The following is an 11,575-nucleotide window of genomic DNA, read 5'->3' as shown; positions in this document are numbered from 1 at the left end:
GCCCGGCGAACTGCGTCACCCGGCCCAGAACCGGCGGTGTACGCTTCGGCTCTCTCCTGGAGCAGACGAGGCGACCTGTAGGTCTGAGCCCGGAAGCCGGGCCGTCTCTTGAGCGCCTCTCTGTCAGCGCTTGCGCGTCACCCGGCGCAGGTCCGGCTGTCCGTCCACGTGGGCCAGGTGCAGGATGGGGGCCTGGGGATAGTCCAGGTACAGCCCTTCTCCCCATTCGATAACGCTCAGCCGCGATGTGCTGATCAGGTCTTCGAGATCCATCTCGTACAGCTCGTTGACGTCACGCACGCGGTAAGCATCGACGTGCAGCACCTGTCCCGCCGGGGTGGGATAGGCGTTGATCAGGGCGTAGGTGGGGCTGGTCACCGGTTCACGGAAGCCCAGCGCACCCACGAGTCCCTGCGTCAGGGTCGTCTTGCCGGCGCCGAGTTCACCTTCCAGAAACAGCACTGCGCCCGGAGGCAGGGACTCGGCCAGGGCGGCACCCAGGGCATGCTGCTCATACACACCATACAGATCACGCATTTCGCCGGGCTGCAGAGGAAAGGGCCGGGACATGCCTCAGGGTAAGGCACGGCCAGCCCCCGTGGCAGACATCTGCGCCGGGTTGGGCCACAGTTTCCCTGTCCGGCAGTCACAATGTCAGACATGGTCACTGCAATCGTGTTGGTCCAGGCCGAACGCCACCGCATTCCGGAAACTGCCGAAGCTCTGGCCGGTGTGCCCAGCGTCCGTGAGGTCTACAGCGTGACCGGCGAGTGGGACATTGTCGCCATTCTGAAACTGGCCCGCTACGACGATCTCGATGATGTGGTTACCGGACATCTGCGCAAGGTCGCCGGTATCATCCGGACCCAGACCATGTTGGCTTTCCGTACCTACAGCGAGGACCTGCTTGATCAGGGCTTCGGCGTGGGCCTGGACGAAAGCCAGCAGAGGTAAGCAGTCTCGAGCAGGTGTCGTTGCTCAAGTCGCATCAGGAACTGGCGTCGCTGAACCGCAAGGGGCCGCCCTGCCAGCAACACCTTTCAATAAATGTCCGGGCCTTTGCCTCCAGGGGCCACAGGCGGGTATGGTGGACCCGATGATGTCTGAGGCCCACACCACTCCCGTTGAACCCACCGCTCCGCCCCGCGGCCTGCTGATCGTGATGACCGGCGCGTCCGGCGTGGGCAAGGGCACCCTGCGGGAGCTGTGGCTGCGTGACCAGGACGTCTTTTACAGCACCTCCTGGACTACCCGGGAGGCCCGCCCGGGAGAAGTGGACGGCGTGGACTACATCTTTGTCAGCGCCGACGCCTTTGAACAGAAGGTTCAGCAGGGTGGATTTCTGGAGCATGCCTCGTTCGTGGGCAACCATTACGGCACCCCGGTAGAACCTATCGAGGCGGCGCTGAGCCGGGGCCAGGACGTCATTCTGGAAATTGAGGTCGAGGGCGCCATGCAGGTTCGTGACCGTATGGGCGACGAGGCCATTCTGGTGTTCATCATGCCGCCGAGCCTGACCGAGCTGCGCCGGCGCCTGGAAGGCCGCGCGACCGAAACGCCCGAACGGATCGAGAAACGTCTGGCCCGTGCCCGCGAGGAAATCATGCACGCGCACGCCTTCCGCTACGTGATTGTCAACGATGACCTGAACCGTGCGGTGCAGGAGCTCGAGGCTGTGCAGGGTGCCGAACGGGCGCGGCAGCGTCCAGAGAGCAGCTGGACGCCTGAGGACCGCGCCGCTGTGGAGCGCGCTGCACAGGTCCGCAGTGACGCACTCAGCGAGGCCGATCTGCTGCACGTGGTGAATTCCTGAACCTTCCTGGCAGGCACGCCAGGGTAAAAGCCGCGTAGCCTTCGGGCATGCCACTCGAACTGATTCAGGGAGATATCGCCGCGCAGCAGACCTGCGCGGTGGTCACGGCTGCCAATAAGGAACTCGTCGGCGGCGGTGGGGTAGACGGCGCCATCCACCGAGCTGCAGGCCCTGAACTGTTACGTGCCATTCGCCAGATCGGGGGCACGCCCACCGGAACGGCCGTGATTACCCCCGCGTTCCGGCTGGAAGAACAGGGCGTGCGCTTTGTCATTCATGCCGTAGGCCCGGTCTGGAAGGGCGGGAACGCCGGCGAGCCCGCCCTGCTGGCCCGGGCCTACCAGCGCAGCCTGGAGCTGGCCGCCGAGCACGGGTGTTCGTCGGTGGCGTTCCCTTCCATCAGTACCGGGGTGTACGGCTATCCGCCCGAACTGGCTGCTGAGGTTGCCCTGGGGACAATCCAGGATTTCCTGCGGACCCATCCCCAGATGACGGTCCGTATGGTGCTGTACGGCAGCCAGAACCTGCAGGTCTTCCAGGAGGCGCTCCGGCAAGCTGGACAGGAGAACGGCTGAAATGCCCGTGTGAGGTCAGGTGTTCCTGTTCAGGCTCAGGAGATGTCAGTTGGTGGGTTCAGGCCCCAGATCACACCGACCTTCGTCCCCTAATCAAGACCTGGTCTCCAATGTCCCTCACGATAGTGCCCGATTATGGAAGAACTACTGTTTGAAGACCTGAACGAGCCTGTACCCTGGCCGCACCGCCGGCCTTGCCCCCGGAGGAATTTATGACGCTCAGCAGTGCAACGAAGCCCGTGCAAGAGCAGTACGACGTGCCTTCCATCATGGCAGGCATTTACGGAGACGGCATTATCGGCCTCAAGGGAGCCTTTTCCCGGGAGTGGGTCGCGCAGCTTGGCCGCGAACTTCCGGAACTGTACACAGCAGCTCTGGCCCGTCCGGGCGGCGCCGTCGGGCGCGGGACCAACCGGCACTATGTGGAGATTCACCCCGAGGACATCAGCGGCTTTCTGGATCTGGTGACCCATCCGTGGATCGTGGCCGTGTGCACCAGCGTGCTGGGTCCGAACTACAAGATCGTCGAGATCGGCTTCGACGTGCCCAATCCGGGGGCCAAGGATCAGCCCTGGCACCGCGATTTCCCGGCCACCTCCGAGACACTGGTGGACCGCCGCCTGAACTCGCTGGCATTCAACCTGACCACGGTGGATGTCGAAGAAGACATGGGGCCGTTCGAAATCGCTCCGGGGACCCAGTGGGATGACCCCAGCGAGTACGACCACGGCATGTTCCCGCCGGTGTCGCTGTTCCCGCGGTATCACGCCCTGGCGCAGCGCAAGCTGCCCAAGATGGGCGACATTTCGGCCCGCAGTGCCCTGACCATTCACCGCGGTACGGCGAATGTCAGCAACAAGCCCCGCCCTGTACTGGTGCTGGGCGTGGACGCGCCTGGCGCTGGGCACGACGAGAAGCACGACCTGCAGTTCACGCGGGCGTATTACGAGCAGTTGCCGCAGGAGGTCAAGGATCACCTGATCTGCCGGGTGGTGGATGAGCTTGAACCCATCATGCAGGGGCACACCATCGAGGGCCTCATGATGGGCGACGCCTGAACCCATGCGAGAGTTCAACAGCGTCACGGCGTTTTTTGGAGATATAGCCGTACCGGGGCGGATAGAAGCCCTGGAAGGTGGCCGGGGGCTGATGCGGGTGTCGCTGAACGGGGCGCCGGACATCAGCGAGGGTGCGGAGGCCATATTGGAAATGCATGATGGCGTGCGCTTCCGGGTGGCCGTCACCGAGAGGCTGGACGATACCAACGAGGTCCGGATGAAGCTCCTGGCGCGCGCCTAGCAGCGGTTGGCCGGTGATCGTCGTCAGGAGAGGCCGCTGCGAAGTCGGCAGCGGCCTCTCCTTCAGGTCACCAGATCCGGTGCCTTGAGACGCACCTGTGCCCACACCGATTCGGGCGCCTGAAAGCCCTCGCTTCCAATCAACTCTGCAAAACGCTCAAGTTCGTTCAGCTGGCTTGCTCCGCGGGTCAGGGTCATCCCATTTGTCAGACCTACACGAGGTAAATGTGCAAAAACAGGCCTCTGCGGGTCCATGATCCCTGCCTGAACACAGGCACCGATCTGCCGTGAACAGGAGCAGGAGTTGCCTGGGTCCACCAGACCGCAGCGCTTGCCAATGATGAGCCGAATCGTTTTGCGGGCCCGCGCCAGACGCTGGCGGAATGTCGCGCGGCTCACCTCGCAGATCTGCGCGCCTTCCCGATCACTCAGCTTCAGCACGTCACCCAGAAGCAGAGCAATGCGGTGCTCTCTCGTCAGGCACAGCAGCATGCCCTGGGTGCAAGCCAGGCGGCACTCTTCTTCCAGAAGATGCAACTCAGCTTTTTCTGCCGGGCCGTATGCGGGATCTGCGAGGTGGGAGTCAAGCCACTGTGCAAACGGCTCGGCGCCGCGCACCTGGTCCTCTGCGGCACGGCGCCGGGTACGCAGCAGAGAACGTGTGGCGATGGTATAGACCCAGGTCATGAGCTGCGCGCGGCCCTGAAACTGGCCGAGGTGGGTCACTACCTGGATCAGAATCTCCTGTGCGGCGTCTTCTGCATCGTGGGGCGAACCCAGGGTCCGCAGGGCTAGCCGATAGATTGGATCGCGTACTTCCAGGCACAGGCGTTCCAGAGCAGCGCGGTCGCCTTGCGCGGCAAGATGGGCGAGGGCATTGAGGTCCACGGTCACCTCAGCGTACTTCGCGCAGGACATGCAGAACGCTCGCGTGCTCCATGGAATGCACTTCGCTGATGTGTATGAACCAGGCAGCCACCTCGGGCAGAGCCATGGCTCCTTCCATTGCGTGCTGGGCCTCGTCGTGGCTTGCCCAGCGGACGGAATCGAGGTACTCGCCGCTGCTCAGCCGCACGAGCGTTGCGTCCAGCAGCCCAGGAAAGCGTTTGCTGAGTGCACGCATCGCAGCGTCTCGTCCGCTGAGAAAGGCGGCTTCGGCGCCAGGGTGGACAGTGAAACGGGTAAGTTCCAGGGATTCGTGCATGATGACCTCCTGAACGGGCCGCAGGCCGTTCGTTTCTTTAGAGGCCTGGCAGGAGGGGAGTGTGACAGCCGGGGGTCACTCTGTGGTCAGTTGTCTTTGAAGCGATAGTTTTTCCTTGTGGCCGAGCGTGTTCCAGTGCTCGCCACGCAGGCCCGCCACCATGGCCCACAGCAGCGTCAGCGAGGGCCGTTCACCCATGACCTGTAAGCGCTGGTACGCCTCAACTGGCCCGACAGCGCGCAGTTCACCCACGGTATGAATGCCAACCGAGGAAAGCATCCTGGCACTCTTGTCGCCAAGGTTCAGGAGAAGTGCAACAGACGCCGAGTCCGGGACAGACATGTTCCCAGCGTACTGAAATGACAGGGTGACGGCTCACAACGCTGCAGGCTGAGGTGTCTCGTTCCGAGTGCTTAGACGAAGGGCATAAACACCTCAGTCTTCTGCATGAACCGGCGCAGACTCCTGAGCCCGCAGCTGCTCGCGGCGGCGTTCGTCGGCCAGCGCATGGATTTCCTGCAATACATCATGCTGCACGGCCCTGGAAACCCGGGTGGTGATCGCGCGGACGCGCTCCATATCCAGTTTCGGCGTGCGGTCCTCTCGCAGCAGGCCGTTGGTCTCCTGCTCGGTGTCGGTCAGCTGGGTGTAACAGAAACCGGCGATGACCGGACTGTCGAGCACCGCGTTAAGAAGGTCCTCGTAACTGCTGAGCAGGGTGTCGGTGTCGGGCAGGGTCCCGTAGCCCCACCAGCGGTCCGAATCGGCCGGCGCGTGACTGAGGCCGCCAAATTCCGTGAGCATGACCGGCTCACCCTTGCGGTGGTGCCCGGCCAGGTAGAAATTGCGCCGCGCCGGCTGCACCGAAGCCAGCGTGTGCTCCAGGGCCTCAGACGAGCTGTAACGCTCGCGGAGAGTCGCGCCGTCCAGGGCGTAGTCGTGAACTCCCAGAATGTCGCCCTCAACAATTTCCCAGCCGTCGTTGCCGATCACCGGACGGGTCGGGTCCAGCGCCGCCGTGAGGTGATACAGCCCGCGGACAAACGAGCGTTGAGCCCGGTCACCTTCCAGGTTGGGGACCCCCCAGCTTTCGTTGACCGGTACCCACGTGACCACGCAGGGATGGCTGTAATCGCGCTCGAGCACGTCCTGCCACTCGCGGGTCAGCCGGCGCTGCGCTTCAGGGGTGAAAATATAGGCGTTGGCCATTTCGCCCCAGACCACCAGCCCCAGCCGGTCACACCAGTATAGAAAGCGCGGATCTTCAACTTTCTGATGGATGCGGATGCCGTTAAAGCCAAGTTCCTTGACCAGTTCGACCTCGCGCCGCAGCGCTTCCTCGCTGGGCGCTGCAAGGTGGGATTCGGGCCAGTAATTCTGTCCCAGAACCATGCGCAGGTAATAGGCCCGGCCGTTGAGCTGGAACCGGCCGTCCCGTACGTCCACGCTGCGCATGCCGGCGTAGCTGCCCACCTCGTCCAGAATCCCGTCATCCAGCAGGGTGATCCGGGCATCAATCAGGTTGGGGTGCCGGGGAGTCCACAGCAGATCACTGCGCTCATCCTTGAAGTGCATGGAGCGGATGTCGATGTCCCGCAGCAGGTTCTGGGAGTCCAGGGTGTAGGTGTCGTCGGCAAGGCGCGTTCCCTTCAGGCTCAGCTGTACCCGGACCCGCAGATCACGTGTGGGCGCCTTGTTCAGACGCAGCTGGAATCCCAGTCGGCTGCGTTCGACATCAGGTGTCCAGCGGATGGACTGGATAAAGGTGTCTGGTACAACCTCCAGCCACACCGGCTGCCAGATCCCTGTGGTGCGGTGGTACCAGATGGCGTGGGGCTCGCGCTCCCAGTCCTGCTTGCCGCGGGGCTGGGCCATATCCAGAGGGTCGTCTTCGGCGCGGACCACGATGACCTGCGATTCCCCGGGAACCAGGGCAAGGGTAATGTCGGCAGTAAACGGCGTGTGCCCGCCTTCGTGCTCAGCCACCAGTTGTCCGTTGACCCATACCCTCGCGCGGTAGTCCACCGCACCGAAATGCAGCAGGACCCTGCCTTCCCGGTCCTTGGGCAGCAGGTCGACGGTCCGGCGATACCACACCACTGGGTGGTATCCGGTGGCCCGCAGGCCGCTGGCCCGGCTTTCCGGGGGGTAGGGCACGATAATCTCCTGATCAAAGGCTTCGGGGCGCTCGAACCAGCGCTCGCTGAGGCCGATATCCGCGTCATCGTGGGCAAAGCCCCAGACGCCATTCAGGTCCTGCCAGTGGTCGCGGGTCAATTGCGGGCGGGGGTGTAGGCGCGTGTCAGAAGAGGTGGGCGTGCGGTCTTGGGAAGGTTCGCTCATATCTGGTTTCCTCGGGGTTTTGTCCATTACCAACGAAGTTCTTCTTGTTCTATGGGACACTGTTCAGGCAGCCTGCACTGTCTGGCGTTCCCTTCGGTGGCCCTTCAGGCTGCATTGAACACCTGTTCTTCCTAAGAATTTCGTGCCGCGAGTGATGAAGTACGGGATTCACTGCGCAGCGCTGATCGTTGCCCTTTCTGGGGCGGTGTTTCCAGCTGCGCCTGTCAGTGGCATGTATACCCGGCACTGGCCTACATCAGGCGGGCGCTGCGGATGCCCTGGAAACTGACGTTCAGACCGTGATTTTCCAGCTTCTCCCTGGTACCCGATTGCTGCTATTGACGTGGAGTGAATACCGTTTTATATTAAAGAAATCAAGGCCGCCTTCGAAGGCGGCTTTTTTGCATAGTCTGGATTGTATGGCTGGATCGCGTTGACCGTGCCCTCTGTAAGCACAGTGGCGTAACGGAATGCCGGCGGGCCTTGCCTGCAAGGCCCGGCACAGTGTGGAGGCTGCAGGAGCCACAGCTTGCATTGGCAGTCTTCTCATCGCCAGAGCAGAAAAGCTGAAACTCTCCTGACCTTTTCCCCATCTGCTGTGCAGTGGAGCGCGGCATACTTCTGTCCTCTCCAGGAGCGAAGGGGGACGTCCACCTTCTGAAAAACGGACGTGCGAGCGGGCCAGATCCAGGGTCCCGGACCGGTTCAAGGCCAGTCACCCGCACCTCAGGCAGCAAGAGCATCCCAGGCTCTTGCTGCTCTTCTTTCAGCCGCTAGGGAAGATTCAGGCGATACGTTCGACCCTGGAGCGCCTGCAACAGGAACCTGAAAGCGGGAGGCTGGAGTGCGGTCCATGTGTACGTGTAGGCCGCTGGTGACCAGCCTGCTCAGGGCGCCAGCGCTCACGTCAAACCGTACCCTGAACCCCGGCGCTCCTTACATCTGCTGTTCCGCCGTCTGTTTTCCTGGACCCGGCAGTTGACCGGCGTCCGGCTTGGAAGGTGCTTACAGGGCACATATACGAATTGCCCGCCTGAACGCGTCAGACGGGCATAAAGATCAGAAACTTCAGACGAAGGCGTAAACCAGCAGAGCCAGAGTGCCCAGGGTCAGCACGGCCATAAGGGCATGCGAGGTCAGCTGCAGCCAGTCGTGTTTCATCGGATTACCATGCCACGCCGCCTGTCTGGGCGCTGCAAAATATGTGGCAAAAGGCTCGTGTACTTGGGAGGGTGACACCTGCGCCGGATGTTCCGTTCCTTCCCCGAACACCACGCACTCATGGACAGTGTTCTCAAAACGGAAAGGTTCTGGTGTCACCGGGAAAGGGTGGACTTGCCCAGCCTCTGGCCATCACGGTAGCTACTTGCCCTGTTGTGCCAGACGCAGGAAGTACGCGCTGGACTTGTCACCAGGATCAAGTTGCACAGCTCGGCCATATGCTTCGGCCGCCGCCTGGAAATTCTTGGCTTCATAGCGGACCCGGCCCAGCCAGGCCCAGGCCTTGGCGTAGTTCGGATTTCGGCTGGTTGCAGCCTGAAACCCCTGTTCGGCCGCCGCCTTATTACCGGCCGTATACCGGGCGTAGGCCTCGCGGAAGGTTCGCACGGCCTCCAGACCATACTGCTGCCCTTCTTGTGCCAGAGACAGGTTATAGCGGTCAGCCGCCGTGGCTCCCGGAAGACTCGCGGCTTTCTGGAAGGCGGCAAGTGCGACCTCGGCGTTGCCCAGCTCCAGGGCAAGGCGCCCAGCCTCACGCTGCGCTTCCAGGAAGTTGGGGGCACTGCGCGCCGCCTCCTGAAATCCCGCCAGTGCCTGCGCCTTCTTCCCAGCTTCCACGTCCGCGTACGCCCGGCTGAAAGCGCGGGTGGCAGCGGGACCGTAGCGGCTGGCGTTCTGGGCCACCGTCTGGAAGTAGCTCAGGGTCTTGTCTCCAGGATTGAGCCGCAGTGCGCTGGCGTACAGGGTCTGGGCCTGGGCATAGTTGCCGGCCTCCAGGGCAGTGCGGGCGGCCCACGTGGTGCACGGCACGCTGGCCGGATCAAGTTGCAGGCAGGCCGCAAAAAACCGCGCTGCCTCGCTTGGCTGGTTGCGGGTGTAGGCGGCGTAACCCAGGTTGTACTGCACGTCAGCGGCCTGGCGCGTTTCCGGAGTGACCCCCTGGGCTGGTGCCACGCGGAAATAGGCGGCCCAGCTCAGTTCTGCCTGCCGCCAGAAGCCCACCTCGGTATAGATCTGCGCGCGAAGCTTCAGGTACTCCGCGTTGGTGGGTTCGGCACTGACCGCAGCCTCAGCCGCCGCCGCTGCCTGTTTCCACAGCGTCTGGTCGATGCTGGCGCTGCCTTTGGGGTAGGTGGCGCGGGCGCGCTCCGCCAGCGCGCGGGCCTCGGCGGCCAGTCCAGAGGCCGGTTGTGCCGCCACGGTGGAGACTGAGGGCGGGGACGCTGGGGCTGTCTGGGCCAGCGCAGGCGTCAGGGACGAGATCAGCAGGGCAGTCATGGTCAGGACGTTTCGGGTCATGGGGAACCTCCATTCGGGAACGTGGGGTAGGACGACGGTGGCCGTGATTGTGTGCAGGACCTTCGGGGCTGATGTTCGGTTGTGGGGGTGGGGAGGGCGTGAGAGGAGCCGTAAGTGGACCGTTCCTGTCGCTCATTGCGTCCTCTGTCCTGGGCGTGCATGGCGGGCCTCTGGTAAAACGGGGTATTGTGACGGCTCTCAGCGACTCTCCACGCATCTATCCCATCCGCCTGTACGGCGACCCGGTGTTGCGCCGAAAGGCCCGGCCCCTGCAGCACACCGACATGCTGACCGTGCCCGGCTTTGACCCCCAGACCGTACGTCAGGTGGCTGACACCATGCTCGAGACCATGTTCGAGGCCCGTGGCGTGGGGCTGGCGGCGCCGCAGGTGGGGCTGCCGGTGCGCATGTTCGTGGCCGTCGAATACGAGGACGACGAGGAAGAGAACGAGGGTCAGGACACTCCCCTCAAATCGCGGGTGCTGCGCGAGTTCGTGATGCTCAACCCGGTGCTGAGCGTACTGGACAAGAAAAAAGACCGATCCTACCAGGAAGGGTGCCTGAGTATTCCGGGCATCTACGAGGAGGGGGTGTCACGTGCCCGGGCCATCCAAGTGCGCTACACCGACCTGGACGGCGCCCAGCGGACCATTCAGGCCGATGACTACCTTGCGCGTGTGTTTCAGCATGAAGCTGACCACCTGGACGGCATCTTTTTTCTGGACCGCCTGCCGCCTGAGGTGACCGAGGATTACCGCCGCGAGCTGCTGGCCATGCAGCGCAAGGCCAAGCAGTACCTGAGTGACCTGACAGTGCGCGAAGGGCAGCGCCGCCAGGAGCGCGGATCTTGACGGCGGCGCAGCCGGGCAGGCCGCGCGTGGCCTTTTTTGGCTCCCCCGCCTTTGCTCTGCCTGTGCTGGACGCCATTCGTGAGCGTTTCGAAGTGGTGCTGGTGGTGGCCCAGCCCGACAAGCCGGTCGGCCGGGGCCTAAAGCTGACGCCGCCCCCGGTGGCCGCCCGCGCCACCGAACTGGGGTTGTTACTGGCCCAACCTGGGAAAGTGCGTGGAAACGCCGCGTTTGAAGCCACTCTGCGGGATTCGGGCGCAGATGTGGCGGTGACCTGTGCGTACGGCAAGATTCTGCCGGCTTCGCTGCTTTCCGTGCCGCGCTACGGCTTTCTGAATACCCACACCAGCCTGCTGCCCCGCTACCGGGGCGCGGCGCCTATCCAGTGGGCCCTGATTGCGGGCGAAACGGTGACCGGCACGACCATCATGCAGACCGACGAGGGAATGGACACCGGTCCGGTCCTGCTGCAACGGGAACTGCCCATCGAGCCTGCCTGGACCAGCCTGGAACTGGCGGACGCCCTGGCGACGCAGGCCGCCGGGCTGATCGTGCAGGCGCTGGAAGAACTGGACACCCTGACACCTACTGCCCAGGATGAAGCTCAGGCGACCCACGCCCCCATGCTGGTCAAGGAGGACGGCTTTGTGCGCTGGAGCGACCCGGCCCAGGCAGTGGTCAACCGTTTTCGCGGTGTAGCGGCCTGGCCGCAGACAACCGCGTTTCTGGGAGGAGCGCGCCTCAAGCTGGGTGGCCTGAGCCCCACGCAGGGACACGGTCAGCCCGGCGAAGTGCTGCGGGCAGACGAAGCGGGTCTGGTGGTGGCCGCCGGCAGCGGCGCCGTGCAGATTGAGACTGTGCAGCCCGAGGCCCGCAAGGCGCAGCCTGCCGTCGTCTGGGCGCAGTCGGCGGGCGTAGGAGCAGGCGCACGCTTTGACCTGTGGGAACCGCAGCGGGCCTGAGCGCATACTTCA

13 protein-coding genes are annotated in these 11,575 nt (G+C 63.6%); 7 read left to right on the top strand and 6 right to left on the bottom strand.

What is annotated here, in order from left to right; genetic code table 11:
• Positions 1 to 123 precede the first annotated feature (123 nt).
• On the bottom strand, positions 124 to 570 hold the full coding sequence (gene tsaE / locus DEIDE_RS13255; RefSeq protein ID WP_041227286.1) for a tRNA (adenosine(37)-N6)-threonylcarbamoyltransferase complex ATPase subunit type 1 TsaE: 447 nt from the start codon (positions 568 to 570) through the stop codon (positions 124 to 126).
• Positions 571 to 660: 90 nt separating this feature from the next.
• Between tsaE and DEIDE_RS13250 the strand changes: the two genes are divergently transcribed.
• The 5 genes from DEIDE_RS13250 (at position 661) to DEIDE_RS13230 (ending at position 3,687) form a co-directional block, all read left to right on the top strand.
• Positions 661 to 954, top strand: coding sequence for an Lrp/AsnC ligand binding domain-containing protein (locus tag DEIDE_RS13250; RefSeq protein ID WP_012694475.1), 294 nt, complete (start codon positions 661 to 663; stop codon positions 952 to 954).
• Positions 955 to 1,099: 145 nt separating this feature from the next.
• Positions 1,100 to 1,813: a guanylate kinase gene (gene gmk / locus DEIDE_RS13245; protein WP_012694474.1), complete on the top strand. Its 714-nt coding sequence runs from the start codon at positions 1,100 to 1,102 to the stop codon at positions 1,811 to 1,813.
• 47 nt (positions 1,814 to 1,860) lie between these two features.
• On the top strand, positions 1,861 to 2,388 hold the full coding sequence (locus DEIDE_RS13240; RefSeq protein WP_012694473.1) for a macro domain-containing protein: 528 nt from the start codon (positions 1,861 to 1,863) through the stop codon (positions 2,386 to 2,388).
• Between the two features lie 212 nt (positions 2,389 to 2,600).
• Positions 2,601 to 3,446 (top strand): phytanoyl-CoA dioxygenase family protein, encoded by an 846-nt coding sequence (locus DEIDE_RS13235; RefSeq protein ID WP_012694472.1) that lies wholly within the window; start codon positions 2,601 to 2,603, stop codon positions 3,444 to 3,446.
• Positions 3,447 to 3,450: 4 nt separating this feature from the next.
• The gene (locus DEIDE_RS13230; protein ID WP_041227285.1) at positions 3,451 to 3,687 is read left to right on the top strand and encodes a hypothetical protein; all 237 of its coding nucleotides are present in this window, start codon (positions 3,451 to 3,453) and stop codon (positions 3,685 to 3,687) included.
• Between the two features lie 62 nt (positions 3,688 to 3,749).
• On the opposite strand, the gene DEIDE_RS13225 is transcribed toward DEIDE_RS13230, so the two are convergent.
• The 5 genes from DEIDE_RS13225 to DEIDE_RS13205 all read right to left on the bottom strand — a co-directional run bounded on the left by DEIDE_RS13225 (position 3,750) and on the right by DEIDE_RS13205 (position 9,753).
• Positions 3,750 to 4,574 (bottom strand): RNA polymerase sigma factor, encoded by an 825-nt coding sequence (locus DEIDE_RS13225; protein WP_012694471.1) that lies wholly within the window; start codon positions 4,572 to 4,574, stop codon positions 3,750 to 3,752.
• A 7-nt stretch (positions 4,575 to 4,581) separates the two neighbouring features.
• Positions 4,582 to 4,890 carry a hypothetical protein gene (locus DEIDE_RS13220; RefSeq protein WP_041227284.1) on the bottom strand — a complete coding sequence of 103 codons (309 nt, stop codon included), beginning with the start codon at positions 4,888 to 4,890 and terminating at the stop codon, positions 4,582 to 4,584.
• A 75-nt stretch (positions 4,891 to 4,965) separates the two neighbouring features.
• Complete coding sequence (locus DEIDE_RS13215) at positions 4,966 to 5,232, bottom strand: TfoX/Sxy family protein (RefSeq protein WP_012694470.1); 267 nt, start codon at positions 5,230 to 5,232, stop codon at positions 4,966 to 4,968.
• 93 nt (positions 5,233 to 5,325) lie between these two features.
• Positions 5,326 to 7,233 carry a glycoside hydrolase family 2 protein gene (locus tag DEIDE_RS13210; protein ID WP_012694469.1) on the bottom strand — a complete coding sequence of 636 codons (1,908 nt, stop codon included), beginning with the start codon at positions 7,231 to 7,233 and terminating at the stop codon, positions 5,326 to 5,328.
• A gap of 1,362 nt (positions 7,234 to 8,595) precedes the next feature.
• A complete protein-coding gene (locus DEIDE_RS13205) occupies positions 8,596 to 9,753 on the bottom strand; it encodes a tetratricopeptide repeat protein (protein WP_012694468.1) in 1,158 nt (385 codons plus the stop codon).
• A gap of 188 nt (positions 9,754 to 9,941) precedes the next feature.
• Between DEIDE_RS13205 and def the strand changes: the two genes are divergently transcribed.
• Both def and fmt read left to right on the top strand, forming a co-directional pair.
• The gene (gene def, locus DEIDE_RS13200) at positions 9,942 to 10,604 is read left to right on the top strand and encodes a peptide deformylase (protein WP_012694467.1); all 663 of its coding nucleotides are present in this window, start codon (positions 9,942 to 9,944) and stop codon (positions 10,602 to 10,604) included.
• Positions 10,601 to 11,563, top strand: a complete 963-nt coding sequence (gene fmt / locus DEIDE_RS13195; protein WP_012694466.1) for a methionyl-tRNA formyltransferase — start codon at positions 10,601 to 10,603, stop codon at positions 11,561 to 11,563. Before def ends, fmt begins: the two co-directional genes overlap by 4 nt.
• Positions 11,564 to 11,575 lie beyond the last annotated feature (12 nt).

Source organism: Deinococcus deserti VCD115 (genome assembly GCF_000020685.1).
GTDB classification, from domain to species: domain Bacteria; phylum Deinococcota; class Deinococci; order Deinococcales; family Deinococcaceae; genus Deinococcus; species Deinococcus deserti.
The sequence above is the reverse complement of the archived record's forward strand: the minus strand, read 5'-3'. Positions and strand labels throughout refer to the sequence as shown.